Origin of the sequence: Streptomyces cinereospinus (assembly GCF_042430725.1) — a bacterium.
Lineage (GTDB): Bacteria > Actinomycetota > Actinomycetes > Streptomycetales > Streptomycetaceae > Streptomyces > Streptomyces cinereospinus.
In genome coordinates this window covers 39673-57300 of sequence record NZ_JBHMCY010000049.1, presented here as the reverse complement: position 1 = coordinate 57300, position 17628 = coordinate 39673, and the positions used below count along the sequence as shown (strand labels likewise).

The window sequence follows — 17628 nt, the reverse complement described above, 5'->3', positions numbered from 1 at the left end:
CGGCACGGGTGTCACCGGGCGGCCGCGGCCGGCAGCGGGGCCGGTGGGGGCCGGCTCAGCCGCGGCGCCGGGCGGGGATCCGGGCCAGCGCCGCCACCGCCGCCTCGGCCAGCGCGGGATGGGCCAGGGCCTCGGTCAGCACGGGCCGGGCCCGGGCGTCCCCCAGCGCGCCCAGCCCCTGCACGCACGCCAGCGCCACCCGGCGGTACGGGTCGTGCGGGCGCAGCCTGCGCCGCAACGTGGTGATCAGCGCGGGGACGGACTCCGGGGCCCGCAGTGCGACGAGCAGGCGCACCGGGTGCAGGGCGTAGGCGACGCGCAGTTCGTTGGTGGCCAGGGCCGCGGCCGCGCGGGCGGTGCGGGGGTCGCCGAGCCGGGCGAGGGCGTGGGCGGCGGAGGCGCAGCGCGGCGGATCGCGGTGGTTGAGGAGCAGCACCAGGGCCTCGAAGGCCCGCCGGTCGCCGGCCAGGCCCAGCCGGAACGCGGCCAACTCCCGGGCCCACAGCGGCCGTCCCGGTGCGACGAGCACCGCGGCCAGTTCGTCGGGGTCCCGGGTCGCCGCCAGCCGCTCGTACTCCGCGGAGCCCTGCGACTCCTGCCGTAAGCGCTCCGTGAGCGATCGCAACTCCTCGTCCATGACGCGAGGGTACGGAACGCTCCGGGCCCGAGGGACGTACATCACAAAGTCCAGGGGCTGGCGTGCTCGTTACCCGCGAGTTAAGCTCAGACGAGCGAGTTACCCGCTCGCACCCCTCCTCATGACGGCCTGGTGACGCAGCCGCCGTGAGAGCAGTCGGTTCGGTACGTCAGGTACCGCAGTACGACTCGGCCACGGGACAGGGCCGGTCGGTCATCACCGTTTCCCGGACGTCTGCGCGTCCGCCGCGACGGCACCGGGCGTGTGCGCTCGCAGCCCGGTCCCCACCCGCACTCCGCACGCATCGGGTGCGCCCTCGGCGCGTCCGGGCGTGTTTTCCGTCGTCACCCTCATTTCCAGGAGTCCGCGATGGCCACTCCCCTGTCCGACAGCCCGCCGCCCCCGTTCCGGACCATTGCCGTCGTCGGCCTCGGCACCATGGGCACCGGCATCGCCGAGGTCCTGGCCCGGGCCGGCCGCGAGGTCGTCGGCATCGACATCAGCGAGGCCCAGGCGGTGCGCTGCGTCGCCGCCCTGAAGTCCGCCACCGCCCGCGCCGTCGAGCGCGGCCGGCTGACCGAGGAGGAGCGCGCGCGGGCCCTCGCCCGGGTGCGCACCGCCACCGACCTGCGGGCGGCGGCCGACGCCGACCTGGTGATCGAGGTGGCGCCGGAGTCGTACGAGATCAAGCAGCAGATCCTCCGCGAGCTGGACGGCATCGTGCGCCCGCAGACCGTCCTGGCGACCGGCACCAACGCGCTGTCGGTCACGCGCCTGGCCGCCGACTCGGCCCGCCCGGAGCGGGTGCTGGGCCTGCACTTCTTCAACCCGGCCCCGGCGATGAAGCTGGTCGAGGTGGTCTCCTCGGTGCTCACCGCCCCGCAGGCGGTCGCCGCGGTCACCGACCTCGCGACGGAGCTGGGCAAGGAGCCCGTGGCGGTCGGCGACCGGCCCGGCTTCGTCGCCGACGGGCTGCTGTTCGGCTACCTGAACCAGGCCGCCGCGATGTACGAGGCCCGGTACGCCTCCCGTGAGGACATCGACGCCGCGATGCGGCTCGGCTGCGGCCTGCCCATGGGCCCGCTCGCCCTGCTGGACCTGATCGGCATCGACACCGCGCGCACCGTCCTGGAGGCGATGTACGCCGCCTCCCGCGACCGGCTGCACGCCCCGGCACCGATCCTGCGGCAGCTCAGCGAGGCGGGCCTGGCCGGACGCAAGGCGGGCCGCGGCTTCTACACCTACGAGGCGCCGGGCAGCGCCACCGTCGTGCGGGACGCGCTGACCCCGCGGGAGGACGGGCAGTTCACGCCGGGCCGCCCCGTCCGCTCGGTCGGCGTCGCGGGCTCCGGCACCATGGCCTCCGGCATCGCCGAGGTGTTCGCCAAGGCCGGGTACGAGGTGGTCCTGGCCGCCCGCAGCGAGGAGAAGGCACGGGCGGCCAGGGCCCGCATCGGCACGTCGCTGTCGCGCTCCGTCGCCAAGGGCAGGCTGACCGCCGAGGCGGCGGCGCAGACGCTGGAGCGGATCACCCCGGCGGGCCCCTACGACGCCTTCGCCGACGTCGACCTGGCGGTCGAGGCGGTCGCCGAGGACCTGGAGGTCAAGCGGCAGCTGTTCGCGGCGCTGGACAAGGTGTGCAAGCCCGGCGCGGTCCTGGCCACGACCACCTCGTCGCTGCCGGTCGTCGCCTGCGCCCGCGCCACCTCGCGTCCGCAGGACGTGATCGGCATGCACTTCTTCAACCCGGCGCCGGCGATGAAGCTGGTCGAGGTCGTGCGCACGGTGCTGACCGCCGACGACGTCCACTCCACCGTGCGCGAGGTCTGCGGCCGGATCCGCAAGCACCCCGTCGACTGCGGCGACCGGGCCGGGTTCATCGTGAACGCGCTGCTCTTCCCGTACTTGAACAACGCGATCAAGATGGTGCAGGACCACTACGCGTCCCTGGACGACATCGACGCGGCGATGAAGCTGGGCGGCGGCTACCCCATGGGCCCCTTCGAGCTGCTGGACGTGGTGGGCCTGGACGTGTCGCTGGCCATCGAGAAGGTGCTGCACCGCGAGTTCCGCGATCCGGGTCTGGCCCCGGCGCCCCTGCTGGAGCACCTGGTGGCCGCGGGCTGCCTCGGCCGCAAGACGGGCCGTGGCTTCCGCGAACATGCCCGCCGCTGACCCGCCGGGCGACTGGTTCGGGGCGGGGGCGGAGTGGGGCGGGCTGCTGGGGCCGGGCGGCCGTCCCCCCGCCGCCCCGCCCCGCACTCCCCCGCCCGTCCGGGGCGGGGGAAACCCCGGACCTGCGCATCGAGCTGCGCGCATGCAGTACGTTCGGGGCATGCCCCAGCCCGCCAAGTCCTCACGTACATCAGCCTCGCCCGACGCGCCGGAAAGTGCCGCGGGCAGTCGCGCCGCCGCCCAACGGCTCAGAATGCGCCGGGAACTGGCGGCCGCGGCCATGGAGCTGTTCGCTACCAAGGGCTACGAGGCGACCACCGTCGACGAGATCGCGGCCCAGGCCGGGGTCGCCCGCCGCACCTTCTTCCGCCACTTCCGCTCCAAGGAAGAGGCGATCTTCCCCGACCACGACGACACCCTGATCCGGGCCGAGGCGGTGCTCAACGCGGCGCCCGCGCACGAGCATCCGCTCGACACGGTGTGCCGCGGGATCAAGGAGGTCATGCGGATGTACGCGGCCCGGCCGGAGATCTCGGTCGCCCGCTACAAGCTCACGCGCGAGGTGCCCACCCTGCGCGAGGCCGAGATCGCCTCGGTGGCCCGCTACGAGCGGCTCTTCACCCGCTATCTGCTCGGCCACTTCGACGAGCACGCGCACGACGACGACGCCAACGACGACCCGCTGCTGGCCGAGGTCGCCGCGTCCGCCGTCGTCACCGCCCACAACCACGTGCTGCGGCGCTGGCTGCGCGCGGGCGGCCAGGGCGACGTGGAGGCGCAGCTCGACCACGCCTTCGCGATCGTGCGCAGGACGTTCGGGGCGGGCATCGGGGTCGGGCGGGCCGCGGCCCCCCGGCCGGCTCCGGCGGCGGTCTCCGCGCAGGGCGAGGTACTGGTGACGGTGGCCCGCACGGACGCCCCGCTGGACGAGGTCATGCGCACCATCGAGGAGGCGCTCAAGGAGCGCTGAGCATCTGCCGCACCCCTTGGACGGCCACCCGCCCGGGTGGCCGTTTTGGCATGTCGGGGCCCCATTTTGGCGCGTTCTGGGCGGGCATTCGATCGATCATCGCTCATTTGTTACGTAAAGATTTCATCTGAGAGCAATTTCTGGCACCCAGTGCCTTGCCGACTGACACGGCGTGCCATACGTTGAAGAGGTCCGGGCGGCCGGCGTGCAGCGACCTACAGCACGCCGGCTGTCCCCGGGGCCCACGGCCCGCGCGCCCGGACGCCTGCGTCACAGGCACCCTCCCGCGCCACAAAGCGCTGCCGAAACCGCGCACCACCCGCCGAACCGACGGCGACCCCCATCCCTCAGCAGCACCGACGTAACCCTCAGCGCCCTTCCGCAAGGGGCGCTCACCGCCGGAGGCAACACCGTGACCGTGAAGGACATCCTGGACGCGATCCAGTCGCCCGACTCCACGCCGGCCGACTTCGCCGCCCTGCCGCTCCCCGAGTCGTACCGCGCGATCACCGTGCACAAGGACGAGACGGAGATGTTCGCGGGTCTGACCACCCGCGACAAGGACCCCCGCAAGTCGATCCACCTGGACGAGGTGCCGGTGCCCGAACTGGGCCCCGGCGAGGCCCTGGTGGCCGTCATGGCCTCCTCGGTGAACTACAACTCGGTGTGGACCTCGATCTTCGAGCCGCTGTCCACCTTCGGCTTCCTGGAGCGCTACGGCCGCACCAGCGAGCTGGCCAAGCGGCACGACCTGCCGTACCACATCATCGGCTCCGACCTGGCCGGCGTCGTCCTGCGCACCGGCCCGGGCGTCAATTCCTGGAAGCCCGGCGACGAGGTCGTCGCGCACTGCCTCTCCGTCGAGCTGGAGTCCAGCGACGGCCACAACGACACCATGCTCGACCCCGAGCAGCGCATCTGGGGCTTCGAGACCAACTTCGGCGGCCTGGCCGAGATCGCGCTGGTGAAGTCCAACCAGCTGATGCCCAAGCCCGCCCACCTGTCGTGGGAGGAGGCCGCCGCCCCGGGCCTGGTCAACTCCACCGCCTACCGGCAGCTGGTCTCCCGCAACGGCGCCGGCATGAAGCAGGGCGACAACGTGCTCATCTGGGGCGCCTCCGGCGGCCTCGGCTCCTACGCCACCCAGTTCGCGCTGGCCGGCGGCGCCACCCCGGTCTGCGTCGTCTCCAGCGAGCAGAAGGCCGGCATCTGCCGGGCCATGGGCGCCGAGGCGATCATCGACCGCAACGCCGAGGGCTACACGTTCTGGAAGGACGAGCAGACCCAGGACCCCAAGGAGTGGAAGCGGTTCGGCAAGCGCATCCGCGAACTGACCGGCGGCGAGGACATCGACATCGTCTTCGAGCACCCCGGCCGCGAGACCTTCGGCGCCAGCGTCTACGTCACCCGCAAGGGCGGCACCATCACCACCTGCGCCTCGACCTCGGGCTACCTGCACGAGTACGACAACCGCTACCTGTGGATGTCGCTGAAGCGCATCATCGGCTCCCACTTCGCCAACTACCGCGAGGCCTGGGAGGCCAACCGCCTCATCGCCAAGGGCAAGATCCACCCGACGCTCTCCAAGGTCTACCCGCTGGAGGAGACCGGCCAGGCCGCCCACGACGTGCACCGCAACGCCCACCAGGGCAAGGTCGGCGTGCTCTGCCTCGCCCCCGAGGAGGGCCTGGGCGTGCGCGACGAGGAGATGCGCGCCCGGCACCTGGACGCCATCAACCGCTTCCGGAACGTCTGAGGGACGACGCATGACTGAGCGTCAGAAGGACCGGCCGTGGCTCATGCGCACGTACGCCGGTCACTCCACGGCCGAGGCGTCCAACGAGCTCTACCGGCGCAACCTCGCCAAGGGCCAGACGGGTCTGTCCGTGGCGTTCGACCTGCCGACGCAGACCGGGTACGACTCCGACCACGTCCTCGCCCGCGGCGAGGTCGGCCGGGTCGGCGTGCCGATCGGGCACCTCGGTGACATGCGCCGGCTGTTCCGGGACATCCCCCTGGAGCAGATGAACACCTCGATGACCATCAACGCCACGGCCATGTGGCTGCTGGCGCTCTACCAGGTCGTCGCGGAGGAGCAGGGCGCGGACATCAGCCGGCTCCAGGGCACGACCCAGAACGACATCGTCAAGGAGTACCTGTCGCGGGGGACGCACGTGTTCCCGCCGGGGCCCTCACTCCGGCTGACCACGGACATGATCGCGTACACGGTCTCCCACCTCCCGAAGTGGAACCCGATCAACATCTGCAGCTACCACCTGCAGGAGGCGGGCGCCACGCCGGTGCAGGAGATCGCGTACGCGATGTCCACCGCGATCGCGGTCCTCGACGCCGTGCGCGACTCGGGGCAGGTCCCCGAGGAGAAGTTCGGGGATGTCGTGGCCCGTATCTCCTTCTTCGTGAACGCGGGTGTCCGCTTCATCGAGGAGATGTGCAAGATGCGGGCGTTCGGGCGGATCTGGGACCAGGTCACGCGCGAGCGGTACGGCATCGAGAACCCCAGGCAGCGCCGCTTCCGCTACGGGGTCCAGGTCAACTCCCTGGGCCTGACGGAGGCGCAGCCGGAGAACAACGTCCAGCGGATCGTCCTGGAGATGCTGGCCGTGACCCTCTCCAAGGACGCCCGCGCGCGGGCCGTCCAGCTGCCCGCCTGGAACGAGGCCCTGGGCCTGCCCCGCCCCTGGGACCAGCAGTGGTCCCTGCGCATCCAGCAGGTGCTCGCCCACGAGAGCGACCTGCTGGAGTACGACGACGTCTTCGCGGGCTCGACGGTGATCGAGGCGAAGGTCGGCGAGCTCGTGGCGGAGTCCCTCGCCGAGATGGAGCGCATCCAGCAGATGGGCGGCGCGATGGCCGCCGTCGAGTCGGGCTACCTCAAGTCGCAGCTGGTCGCCTCGCACGCGGAGCGCCGGGCCCGGATCGAGTCCGGCGAGGAGAAGATCGTCGGCGTCAACGTCTTCGAGACCACCGAGCCCAACCCGCTCACCGCCGACCTGGACACCGCGATCCAGACCGTCGACCCGGCGGTCGAGGCCCGTGTCGTCGACGCGCTGCGCGACTGGCGCGACACCCGCTACCAGCCGCCGTTCAACCACCCCCGACCGTGCAAGGCGCTGGAGCGGCTGAAGGAGGCCGCCAAGGGCACCGGCAACCTGATGGAGGCCACCCTGGAGTGCGCCCGCGCCGGAGTGACGACCGGGGAGTGGGCCGGCGCGCTGCGCGAGGTGTTCGGCGAGTTCCGGGCGCCGACGGGCGTGTCCTCGGCGCCGGTGGCGGTCTCCGCCGAGGAGGGCAGCGCCATGTCCGAGGTCCGCCGGAAGGTGGAACGGACGGCGCGCGACCTCGGCGTCGGCAAGCTGCGCTTCCTGGTCGGCAAGCCGGGGCTGGACGGGCACTCCAACGGCGCGGAGCAGATCGCCGTCCGCGCCCGCGACGCCGGCTTCGAGGTGGTCTACCAGGGCATCCGGCTGACGCCCGACCAGATCGTAAACGCCGCCCTCGCCGAGGACGTGCACGCCGTTGGCCTGTCGATCCTCTCCGGCTCGCACGCCCAGCTGGTGCCGGACGTGCTGGAGCGGCTCCGTGTGGCCGGTGCCACAGACATTCCGGTGATCGCCGGTGGCATCATCCCGCATGGTGACGCCGAACAGCTGCGGGCCGCGGGAGTCGCCGCGGTCTTCACCCCGAAGAATTTCGACATCACCGGGATCATCGGCCGGATCGTCGACGAGATCCGCACAGCGAACAAGCTCGACCCCCTGGAGGTCCCCGCATGACGACCGTCAACCGCCTTCGCCCCCGGCGTTCCTGCCTGGCCGTACCGGGCTCCAACCCGCGGTTCCTGGAGAAGGCCCAGGGCCTCCCCGCCGACCAGGTCTTCCTCGACCTGGAGGACGCCTGCGCCCCGCTGGCCAAGCCGGAGGCGCGGCACACCATCGTCACGTTCCTCAACGAGGGCGACTGGACGGGCAAGACGCGGGTCGTGCGCGTCAACGACTGGACGACGCAGTGGACGTACCGCGACGTCGTGACGGTGGTCGAGGGCGCGGGTCCGAACCTGGACTGCATCATGCTGCCGAAGGTCCAGACCGCCCAGCAGGTCGTCGCGCTGGACCTGCTGCTGACGCAGATCGAGAAGACGATGGGCTTCGAGGTCGGCCGGATCGGCATCGAGGCGCAGATCGAGAACGCGCAGGGCCTGAACAACGTCAACGAGATCGCCCAGGCCTCCCCGCGGATCGAGACGATCATCTTCGGCCCGGCCGACTTCATGGCGTCGATCAACATGAAGTCGCTGGTCGTGGGCGAGCAGCCGCCCGGCTACCCGGCGGACGCCTACCACTACATCCTGATGAAGATCCTGATGGCCGCCCGCGCCAACGACCTCCAGGCGATCGACGGCCCCTACCTCCAGATCAAGAACGTCGACGGCTTCCGCGAGGTGGCCGGCCGCGCCGCCGCGCTCGGCTTCGACGGCAAGTGGGTGCTGCACCCGGGTCAGGTCGAGGCGGCCAACGAGGTGTTCTCGCCCTCCCAGGAGGACTACGACCACGCCGAGCTGATCCTGGACGCGTACGACTACTACACGTCCGAGGCGGGCGGCAAGAAGGGCTCCGCGATGCTCGGCGACGAGATGATCGACGAGGCCAGCCGCAAGATGGCGCTGGTCATCTCCGGCAAGGGCCGCGCCGCCGGCATGCGGCGCACGTCGAAGTTCGAGATCCCGGAGGCCTGAGCACGATGCAGTTCGGACGCACCTACGAGGAGTTCGAGGTCGGCGCGGTGTACAAGCACTGGCCGGGCAAGACGGTCACCGAGTACGACGACCACCTGTTCTGCCTCCTCACCATGAACCACCACCCGCTCCACATGGACACGAACTATGCGGAGAAGACGACCGACTTCGGCAAGAACGTCGTCGTGGGCAACTACATCTACTCGCTGCTGCTCGGCATGTCCGTCCCGGACGTCTCCGGCAAGGCGATCGCCAACCTGGAGATCGAGTCGCTCAAGCACGTGGCGCCGACCTTCCACGGCGACACGGTCTACGGCGAGACGACCGTGCTCGACAAGTGGCCGTCGAAGTCGAAGAACGACCGCGGCATCGTGCACGTCGAGACCAGGGGCTACAAGCAGGACGGCACGCTGGTCTGCGTGTTCCGCCGCAAGGTGATGGTCCCCACCGGGACGTACGTCAAGGAGCGCGGCGGCGAGCAGCCGGGCCGCCCCGAGCTGAAGGAACAGGGGAAGTAGCGATGGCGCGACTCGCCCAGACCGCCGGTCTGACCGACATCCAGCAGGAGATCCTGTCCACCGTCCGGGACTTCGTGGACAAGGAGATCATTCCGGTCGCCACCGAGCTGGAGCACCGCGACGAGTACCCGCAGGCGATCGTCGACGGCCTCACGGAGTTGGGCCTGTTCGGCCTGATGATCCCCGAGGAGTACGGGGGTCTGGGCGAGTCGCTGCTGACGTACGCCCTGTGCGTCGAGGAGATCGCCCGCGGCTGGATGTCGGTGTCCGGCATCATCAACACGCACTTCATCGTGGCGTACATGCTCAAGCAGCACGGCACGCGGGAGCAGAAGGAGCACTTCCTGCCGAGGATGGCGGCCGGCGAGATCCGGGGCGCCTTCTCGATGTCGGAGCCGGGCCTCGGCTCGGACGTGTCGGCCATCACGTCCAAGGCCGTCCGGGACGGGGATGAATTCATCCTGAACGGCCAGAAGATGTGGCTGACCAACGGGGGGACGTCGTCCCTCGTCGCCGTTCTGGTGCGAAGTGACGAAGGTCACCCCGAGGGCACCGCGCCGCACAAGTCGATGACCACCTTCCTGGTCGAGAAGGAGCCCGGCTTCGGTGAGGTCCGGCCCGGTCTGACCATTCCCGGCAAGATCGACAAGATGGGCTACAAGGGCGTCGACACCACCGAGCTCATCATGGACGGCCTGCGGATTCCCGCGGATCGCGTGCTCGGCGGGGTGACCGGCCGCGGCTTCTACCAGATGATGGACGGCGTGGAGGTCGGCCGCGTCAACGTCGCGGCGCGTGGCTGCGGCGTCGCTCAGCGTGCGTTCGAGCTCGGCGTCCAGTACGCCCAGCAGCGCCACACCTTCGGCAAGCCGATCGCGCAGCACCAGGCGATCCAGTTCAAACTGGCCGAGATGGCTACCAAGGTGGAGGCCGCGCATGCCATGATGGTCAACGCGGCACGCAAAAAGGACTCCGGGGAGCGTAACGACCTCGAGGCCGGGATGGCGAAGTACCTCGCCTCCGAGTACTGCAAGGAGGTCGTGGAGGATGCCTTCCGGATCCACGGCGGCTACGGCTTCTCCAAGGAGTACGAGATCGAGCGTCTCTACCGCGAGGCCCCCATGCTGCTGATCGGTGAGGGTACCGCCGAGATCCAAAAAATGATCATTGGGCGGAGGCTGCTCGAAGAGTATCGATTCCAGGGCTGAAATGCCCGGAAGCGGGGTGTTTTCTTCGAGAAGAAGATCACACCCCGTAGGCACTCCTCGGTTGCCGACTCGGCTTCCTGGCTTACCCAGTTGTGGCGGTTAGCCGCTACGATCGCCGGAAAGCCGCCGTCCCCCGTCAGAAGCGCGGCATCACCCGCTACGAAGGTCATCCATGCCCCACAGCCAAACCTCTGCACCTCGCGACAGCCGAGCCGGCGTACGCCTCGCGCGCGGAGCATCGCCGTGGCTTCTCCCGACCGTCGCCACCGCAGCCCTCAGCCTGGCCCGCGCCCGCCGCTCCGGCGCCGCCAGGGCCGTCGCCGTTCCCGCCACCGCGCTCGCGGCGGGCATGCTGTGGTTCTTCCGCGACCCCGAGCGCGAGATCACCCAGGGCCGGGTCATCTCCCCGGCCGACGGTGTGGTGCAGAGCATCATGCCGTGGAAGGACGGGCGCACCCGCGTCGCGATCTTCATGAGCCCGCTCAACGTCCACGTCAACCGCGCCCCCCTGGCCGGCACCGTGACGTCCGTCGAGCATGTCCCGGGCGGCTTCGTTCCCGCTTTCAACAAGGAGAGCGAGAACAACGAGCGGGTCGTGTGGCACTTCGACACCGAACTCGGCGACATCGAGATGATCCAGATCGCCGGCGCCGTGGCCCGCCGCGTCGTCCCCTACGTCCCGCAGGGCACCAAGGTCGAGCAGGGTGAGCGGATCGGCCTGATCCGCTTCGGCTCGCGCGTCGACCTGTACCTGCCGGAGGGGGTCGAGGTCGCCGTGGAGGTCGGCCAGAAGACCGTGGCTGGGGTGACTCGCATTGACCGTGACTGATCCCGGGTCGCAGCCGGGCTGGGTCCCGGAGGCGGCGGCGGAGGACGAAGAGGAGGAGATGCCCCTCTCTCTGCGCCTGTCGATAGCGGACACCCTCACCCTGGGCAACGCCACCTGCGGCTTCATGGCGGTGTACTTCACCACCACCGGCATCCTGATCCCGCACCTCACCGGCAGCCAGGAGACCGGCATGGCCCGCCACAGCGCGGCCACGGCGGTCATCCTCATGCTCTGCGCCGCGGTCTTCGACCTGTTCGACGGCCTGGTCGCGCGCAAGCTGCGCTCCTCCCCCATGGGCGCGGAGCTGGACAACCTCTCCGACCTGATCAGCTTCGGGCTGGCCCCGGCGTACTTCGTCCTGGTCTACGGCATGGTCGCCGACGACGCGCACCAGCGGGTGGCGGCGGTCGGCGCGATCGTCGTGCTGCTCGCCGTGGTGCTGCGGCTGGCCAGATTCTCCTGCGTGACGCCGACGAACGGCATGTTCCAGGGCATGCCGAGCCCCTTCGGGGCGCTGACGGTCGTCGCCATCGTGCTGCTGGAGCTGCCCTTCGCGGCGACGCTGCTGGCGATCCTGGGCACCGCGTGGCTGATGGTGAGCCGCGTCGAGTACCCGAAGCCGCGGGGCCGCCTGGCGGGCGCGATGCTCGCCTGGATCGTGCTCAGCATGGGCCTGCTGGTGGCCTGGGCCTTCGGTGCCCCCAGCGGCCAGCTGCTGCTCCAGACGGGCTGCGCGCTGCAACTGGTCATGGGCGCGGTGATCCCGCTGTTCGCCACGGCCCGCCGGGTGAACAACTTCCGCGACAACCGGCGCGAGGCGCGGGCGGCGCAGTCGTAGCGCTCCGCCGGAAAGGGCCCCGGACCGGGTTGGTCCGGGGCCCTTTCGCTCGGTGAGGGGGCCGGCCTCGCCGGGTGCCGCCGCCCCGGTCCCCCGGCTCGGCCCCGGACGGGCCGCGTCCTCGACCGCCGGACGGGCGGGCCGGTCGTACCGGGGTCAGGCCAGGAAGTCCCGGGCGACGCGTTCCGCGACCCGCTCCAGGATCGGCCCGGCCCCCGCGACGCACTTCGCCACGTCCGGCTCGATCTCCGTCAGCGGGTAGGCACGCCGGATCCCGGCACCCGCCAGGGCCTGCGGAGTGAGCGCGAGCCGCCCGCACACCGCGACGACCTCCTTGCCCGCCGCCCGCGCCGCCGCGGCGACGCCCGCCGGGGCCTTGCCGTGCAGGGTCTGCTCGTCCAGGGAGCCCTCACCGGTGACCACCAGGTCCGCGCGCTCCAGGGCGGGCGCGAAGCCCAGGACGTCGAGCACGACCTCGATGCCGGGCCGGAAGCGCGCGCCGAGCAGCATGGCGCCGTACCCGACGCCGCCCGCCGCGCCGGCCCCCGGCGCCCCGGCGTACTCCGCCGCCCTCGGCCCGACGGCCTGCCCCAGCACCTTCGCGAAGTGGCCCAGCGCCGCGTCCAGCGCCGCCACGTCGTCGGGCGAGGCGCCCTTCTGCGGCCCGTACACCGCGGGCGCGCCCGCGGGACCGGTCAGCGGGTTGTCGACGTCGCCGGCGAGCACCAGCTCGACCGAGGAGAGCCGCGCGTCCAGCCCCGACAGGTCCGCGGACGCCAGCGCGCCCAGCCCCCCGCCGCCCGGCGCGACCGGCTCCCCGTCGGCCGTCAGGAACCGCGCGCCGAGCGCGGCCAGCATCCCGGCGCCGCCGTCCGTGGTCGCGCTGCCCCCGACCCCGAGGACGATCGTGCGCGCGCCGGCGCCGAGGGCGGCCCGCAGCAGCTCGCCGGACCCGTAGGTGGAGGCCGTCAGCGGGGCGAAGACCCCGGCCGGCAGCCGCCGCAGCCCGCTCGCCTCGGCCATCTCCACCACCGCGGTGCCGCCGCGCAGCGCGAACGCCGCCGTGACCTCCTCGCCCAGGGGCCCCGCGACCCGTACCTCGCGTCGCTCGAAACCGGCCGCGACCGCCGCGTCCACGGTCCCGTCGCCGCCGTCGGCGACGGGCAGCGCCTCGACGGCCAGGTCCGGCAGGACGCGGCGCAGTCCCGCCGTCACCCGCTCGGCGACCTGCACGGCCGTCAGCGACCCCTTGAACTTGTCCGCGGCGATGAGCACCCCGCGGGCGCCGTCCACAGCGTCAGCCACCTTGTCCTCCCCTCGCTCTCCGGGCCCCGCGCACGTCGGACCAGTCGCGCAGCTGCGACCTTAACCGCGGCGCACCTCCGCCGTCATGCCCCCGCCCGGTCCGCGGAACCCCTGGCAACCGGCTGAGCGCGGTCTGTGGCGGCGGCCGGAAGTGGGTAGACCTGAGCTATGACCCCTGTGGGCACCGAGCCAGAGCTCGCCGACCGCGTCCTCGGGGGCTGGCTGGGCCGGATCGCGGGCAACATGCTCGGCAAACCGGTCGAGCAGGGCGACCTGTGGACGCGGGACCGCATCGACGACTACCTGCGGCAGACCTCCGCGCTGCCGCTCACCGACTACATCCCCGCGCCGCCGCCCGGCGGCGGCGCCATCGACCTGCGCCCCGAGTGGCGCCAGTGCGTCCGCGGCCGGATCCACGGCAGCTGCCGCGACGACGACGTCGACTACGCCATCCTCGGCCTGGACCTGCTGGAGACGCACGGTTTCGGCTTCAGCACCGAGCAGGTCGGCGACCTGTGGCTGCTGCGGCTGCCGTACCTGCAGACCTTCACGGCCGAGCGGGCGGCGTACCGGAACCTGGCGAGCGGTCTGAAGCCGCCGCTGACGGCGACGTACGACAACCCGTACCAGGAGTGGATCGGCGCGCTGATCCGGGCCGACATCTACGGCTGGACCTCCCCCGGCGCGCCCCGCCGGGCCGCCGCGCTGGCCCGCCGGGACGCGGTGCTGTCGCACACCGGCAACGGCGTCTACGGCGCGATGTGGGCGGCGGCGCTGATCTCCGCGGCGTTCACCGCGCCCACCGTCCGGCGGGCGCTGGACGAGGCGCTGGCCGTCGTCCCGGCGAGCAGCCGTCTGGCCCGCACGGTCCGCCGGGTCGTCGCGCTGCACGAGACCCGCATGCCGTGGGAGGACACCCTCACCACGGTGGCCGAGGAGACCGCCGGGCTGGGCTGGATCCACACCGTCCCGAACGCCGCCGTGCTCACCGCCGGGCTGCTGTACGGCGACGGCGACTTCACCCGCACCATCGCCCTCACCGTCCGCGGCGGCCTGGACACCGACTCCAACGGCGCCACGGCGGGTTCGGTGGCCGGAGTGCTGACCGGGGCGGAGGCGATCGGGGGCCAGTGGAAGGACCCGCTGGAGGACACGGTGCGCAGCGCGGTCTTCGGCTTCGACGGGGTCCGCATCAGCGAACTGGCGGAACGGACCCTGCGGCTGGCGCAGGCGGAGGCCTGAGAACGGCCGGGCGGCGCGATCGGCGGCCGGGGCGGCGCGTCCAGGGCGGGCGCGGGGCGGAGGCGGGCGCGGGCGCGGGGCGGAGGCGGGCGCGGGCCGGCTGCCGTGAGGTGCCGTGCGCCGCTGAGGGCGGTCCCGTGGCTGGCTACCCTGTCCAGGGTGACCACTCCTGACTTCGCCACGTACATCGCCGGCCTGCCCCGCGTGCTCGCCGGTGCCGCCGCGCTCTTCCGGGACGCCGAGGGCCGGGTGCTGCTCGTCGAGCCCAACTACCGCGAGGGCTGGGCGCTGCCGGGCGGCACGATCGAGTCGGACGACGGCGAGACCCCCCGGCAGGGCGCCCGCCGCGAGACCGCGGAGGAGATCGGCCTGGACCGCGAACTCGGCCGGCTGCTCGCCGTCGACTGGGTGCACGGGACGGCCCGGCCGCCGCTGGTGGCGTACCTCTACGACGGCGGAGTACTGGGCGAGGAGGACATCAAGGCGATCCGGCTCCAGGAGGAGGAGCTGCTGTCGTGGCGGTTCGTCACACCCGCCGAGCTGCCGGACCACCTGCCCGGCGCCACGGGCCGCCGTGTGGTCGCCGCTCTCGACGCCCTGGTGAACGGCGCGCAGACGGTCGAGCTGGAGAACGGCCACCGGGTCGCCTGAGGCGGCGCGGCGTCAGCCCTCCACGTCGCGCGGCCTGGCGTCGGCCTCGCGCAGTGCCTCGTCCCGCCGGGCGGTCCTGGCCTCCGTGCGGTGGCCGCGCTCGACGTAGTCGCGCAGGACGAGTTCCACCGCGTCCTGCGGGGTGCCGACGCCCGCGAGCACCATGGCCTCGACGACGAGTCCGGCGTCGAGCGCGACATTGATCCTTGCCATGCGCGGACCCTAGCGGCAGACGGGGGCCGCCGGCCCGCCCGGTGCCGCCCATCCCCTCGGAGCCATGTCCGACTGGGCCAGGCCGTCGCCGTCACCAAGGCCTGCCAGGTCTTCGTCGCCGTCGGCAGCAGCCTCCAGGTCCAGCCCGCCGCCGGCCTCGCGGGCGTCGCCGCCGGCCACGGCGCCCGGCTCGTCGTCGTCGACGCCGAGCCGACGCCGGACGACGACCGCGCCGACGAGGTGATCCGCGAGCCGACCGGGACCGCGCTGCCGAAGCTGCTGCGGCACCAGGTGGATCAGAAGAGGGCCGCGCCGCGTTCGTGGTCCAGCAGGCGCTGCTTGCGTTCCAGGCCGCCGCCGTAGCCGGTGAGGCCGCCGCCGGTGCCGATCACGCGGTGGCAGGGGACGATGATGCCGATGGGGTTGCGGCCGTTGGCGAGGCCGACCGCGCGGGAGGCCTGCGGGTTGCCCAGGGCCTCGGCCAGTTCGCCGTAGGAGCGGGTCTCGCCGTAGGGGATGCGGCGCAGCTGGTCCCAGACGGAGCGCTGGAACGGGGTGCCGATCAGGCGCAGGTCGAGCGTGAACTCCTCCAGCTCGCCCGCGAAGTAGGCCGTGAGCTGGTCGACCGGCTCGCCGAAGGGCCTGTCGTCGCGTGCTCCGAAGGTCTCCTGCGCCGGGCGGTGACGCTGGTCGGTCATGTACAGGCCGCACAGCCGGCCGTCCTCGGCGACGAGGGTGAGGGGGCCGTACGGGCTGTCGACGACGGTGTGCTGTCGCATGGGGGTCCTCACACGGGAAGGAAGTTGATCGGGTGGCTGTCGGTCGCCCACAGGTACTGCACGGCGTACGCCCGCCACGGGCGCCAGGCCGCCGCGCGCGCGGTGAGCGCGGCCGGCGTGGCGGGCAGGCCCAGCTCCCCCGCCGCGCGGCGGACACCGAGGTCGGTGGGGAGGAAGGCGTCCGGGTCGCCGAGGGCGCGCATCGCGATGACGTCGGCGGTCCAGGGGCCGAAGCCGGGCAGGGCCAGCAGCCGCGCGCGGGTCTGCGGCCAGTCGCTCTCCACGCCCAGCCGCAGTGAGCCGTCGGCGAGGTGGCCGACGAGGGTCGTGAGGGTCCTGCGCCGGGTGCGGGGCATGGCGAGCGACTCGGGGTCGACGGCGGCCAGCGCCTCGGGCGCCGGGAACAGATGGGTGAGCCCGCCCTCGGGGTCGTCGACCGGCTCGCCGTGCGCGGTGACCAGCCGGGCGGCGTGGGTGCGGGCGGCGGCCGTGGAGACCTGCTGGCCGAGGACGGCCCGGACGGCGAACTCGGCCTCGTCGACCGTGCGCGGGACGCGCCGGCCGGGCGCCTTGTCGACCAGCGGGGCGAGGACCGGGTCCGTGCGCAGCTGGTCGTCGACCGCGACCGGGTCGGCGTCCAGGTCGAGCATCCGGCGGCAGCGGCTGATGGCGACGGGCAGGTCGCGCAGGTCGCTGAGGGTGAGGCGGCAGGCGATGTGGTCGGGGCGCGGGGCGAGCGCCGCGATGCCGTGGCCGTAGGGCAGGCGGAGGGTGCGCCGGTAGGCGCCGTCGCGCCACTCCTCCACGCCGGGCACGGCGGTGGCGGCGAGGTGGCCGAAGAGGTTGTCCGGGTTGAGCGGGGCGCGGAAGGGCAGGCGCAGCGGGAGGGCGCCCGGGGTGCCCCCGGCGGGTCCTTTCGGCGCGCGGGCACGCAGCTCGCCGGGGGTGAGGGCGTAGACCTCGCGGACGGTGTCGTTGAAGGTGCGGATGGCGGAGAAGCCCGCGGCGAAGGCGATCTGCGCCATGGGCAGCGCGGTGGTCTCGATGAGCAGCCGGGCGGTCTGGGCGCGCTGGGCGCGGGCCAGGGCGAGCGGGCCCGCGCCCAGCTCGGCGAGCAGCTGGCGTTCGGTCTGCCGGGCGCTGTAGCCGAGCCGGGCGGCGAGTCCGGTGACGCCCTCGCGGTCCACCACGCCGTCCGCGATCAGCCGCATGGCGCGGGCCACCAGGTCGGCGCGCCGGTTCCACTCCGGGGAGCCGGGGCTGGTGTCCGGGCGGCAGCGCTTGCACGCCCGGAAGCCGGCCTGCTGGCAGGCCGCCGCGCTCGGGTGGAACACCATGTTCTCCGGCTTGGGCGGTACCACCGGGCAGCTCGGCCGGCAGTAGATCCCGGTGGTCCTGACGGCGGTGAAGAACCAGCCGTCGAAACGCCCGTCCTTGGACTGTACGGCCCTCAGACAGCGCTCGGTGTCGGTGTGCATCCCCTTCTGCATGCGTCCAGCATCGAGCACCG

At 72.5% G+C, this 17628-nt stretch carries 16 protein-coding genes and 1 pseudogene; 12 read left to right on the top strand and 5 right to left on the bottom strand.

What is annotated here, in order from left to right:
• Positions 1–55 precede the first annotated feature (55 nt).
• Positions 56–637 carry an adenylosuccinate lyase gene (locus ACFF45_RS23615; RefSeq protein ID WP_381348443.1) on the bottom strand — a complete coding sequence of 194 codons (582 nt, stop codon included), beginning with the start codon at positions 635–637 and terminating at the stop codon, positions 56–58.
• A 369-nt stretch (positions 638–1006) separates the two neighbouring features.
• Here ACFF45_RS23615 and ACFF45_RS23610 point away from each other — a divergent pair, with 369 nt between their 5' ends.
• The 9 genes from ACFF45_RS23610 to pssA all read left to right on the top strand — a co-directional run bounded on the left by ACFF45_RS23610 (position 1007) and on the right by pssA (position 11928).
• The gene (locus ACFF45_RS23610) at positions 1007–2812 is read left to right on the top strand and encodes a 3-hydroxyacyl-CoA dehydrogenase family protein (protein WP_381348442.1); all 1806 of its coding nucleotides are present in this window, start codon (positions 1007–1009) and stop codon (positions 2810–2812) included.
• A 142-nt stretch (positions 2813–2954) separates the two neighbouring features.
• The gene (locus tag ACFF45_RS23605) at positions 2955–3782 is read left to right on the top strand and encodes a TetR family transcriptional regulator (protein WP_381348441.1); all 828 of its coding nucleotides are present in this window, start codon (positions 2955–2957) and stop codon (positions 3780–3782) included.
• A 412-nt stretch (positions 3783–4194) separates the two neighbouring features.
• Positions 4195–5538: a crotonyl-CoA carboxylase/reductase gene (gene ccrA, locus ACFF45_RS23600; protein ID WP_381348440.1), complete on the top strand. Its 1344-nt coding sequence runs from the start codon at positions 4195–4197 to the stop codon at positions 5536–5538.
• Between the two features lie 10 nt (positions 5539–5548).
• Positions 5549–7576: an ethylmalonyl-CoA mutase gene (locus ACFF45_RS23595; protein ID WP_381348439.1), complete on the top strand. Its 2028-nt coding sequence runs from the start codon at positions 5549–5551 to the stop codon at positions 7574–7576.
• Entirely contained in the window at positions 7573–8535 is a 963-nt protein-coding gene (locus tag ACFF45_RS23590; protein WP_381348438.1) for an HpcH/HpaI aldolase/citrate lyase family protein, read from the top strand. Before ACFF45_RS23595 ends, ACFF45_RS23590 begins: the two co-directional genes overlap by 4 nt.
• Positions 8536–8540: 5 nt before the next feature.
• Positions 8541–9053 carry a MaoC family dehydratase gene (locus ACFF45_RS23585; protein ID WP_381348437.1) on the top strand — a complete coding sequence of 171 codons (513 nt, stop codon included), beginning with the start codon at positions 8541–8543 and terminating at the stop codon, positions 9051–9053.
• A gap of 2 nt (positions 9054–9055) precedes the next feature.
• Complete coding sequence (locus tag ACFF45_RS23580; protein WP_381348436.1) at positions 9056–10261, top strand: acyl-CoA dehydrogenase family protein; 1206 nt, start codon at positions 9056–9058, stop codon at positions 10259–10261.
• A 172-nt stretch (positions 10262–10433) separates the two neighbouring features.
• On the top strand, positions 10434–11090 hold the full coding sequence (locus ACFF45_RS23575; RefSeq protein WP_381348435.1) for a phosphatidylserine decarboxylase: 657 nt from the start codon (positions 10434–10436) through the stop codon (positions 11088–11090).
• A 58-nt stretch (positions 11091–11148) separates the two neighbouring features.
• Complete coding sequence (pssA, locus tag ACFF45_RS23570; protein ID WP_381348445.1) at positions 11149–11928, top strand: CDP-diacylglycerol--serine O-phosphatidyltransferase; 780 nt, start codon at positions 11149–11151, stop codon at positions 11926–11928.
• Between the two features lie 156 nt (positions 11929–12084).
• On the opposite strand, the gene ACFF45_RS23565 is transcribed toward pssA, so the two are convergent.
• The gene (locus ACFF45_RS23565; protein ID WP_381348444.1) at positions 12085–13221 is read right to left on the bottom strand and encodes a glycerate kinase; all 1137 of its coding nucleotides are present in this window, start codon (positions 13219–13221) and stop codon (positions 12085–12087) included.
• A gap of 180 nt (positions 13222–13401) precedes the next feature.
• Here ACFF45_RS23565 and ACFF45_RS23560 point away from each other — a divergent pair, with 180 nt between their 5' ends.
• Complete coding sequence (locus ACFF45_RS23560) at positions 13402–14475, top strand: ADP-ribosylglycohydrolase family protein (protein ID WP_381348434.1); 1074 nt, start codon at positions 13402–13404, stop codon at positions 14473–14475.
• A gap of 159 nt (positions 14476–14634) precedes the next feature.
• The gene (locus ACFF45_RS23555; RefSeq protein ID WP_381348433.1) at positions 14635–15126 is read left to right on the top strand and encodes an NUDIX domain-containing protein; all 492 of its coding nucleotides are present in this window, start codon (positions 14635–14637) and stop codon (positions 15124–15126) included.
• A gap of 12 nt (positions 15127–15138) precedes the next feature.
• Here ACFF45_RS23555 and ACFF45_RS23550 read toward each other — a convergent pair whose 3' ends face one another.
• On the bottom strand, positions 15139–15339 hold the full coding sequence (locus ACFF45_RS23550; RefSeq protein WP_381348432.1) for a type II toxin-antitoxin system VapB family antitoxin: 201 nt from the start codon (positions 15337–15339) through the stop codon (positions 15139–15141).
• 66 nt (positions 15340–15405) lie between these two features.
• Between ACFF45_RS23550 and ACFF45_RS23545 the strand changes: the two are divergent.
• Positions 15406–15702, top strand: a pseudogene (locus tag ACFF45_RS23545) (hypothetical protein); the annotation flags it as partial.
• Here the strand turns inward: ACFF45_RS23545 and ACFF45_RS23540 are convergent.
• Entirely contained in the window at positions 15636–16118 is a 483-nt protein-coding gene (locus tag ACFF45_RS23540) for a methylated-DNA--[protein]-cysteine S-methyltransferase (RefSeq protein ID WP_381348431.1), read from the bottom strand. The pseudogene ACFF45_RS23545 and the gene ACFF45_RS23540 sit on opposite strands and share 67 nt — an antisense overlap.
• An 8-nt stretch (positions 16119–16126) precedes the next feature.
• Positions 16127–17608 (bottom strand): AlkA N-terminal domain-containing protein, encoded by a 1482-nt coding sequence (locus ACFF45_RS23535; RefSeq protein ID WP_381348430.1) that lies wholly within the window; start codon positions 17606–17608, stop codon positions 16127–16129.
• Positions 17609–17628: the final 20 nt, after the last annotated feature.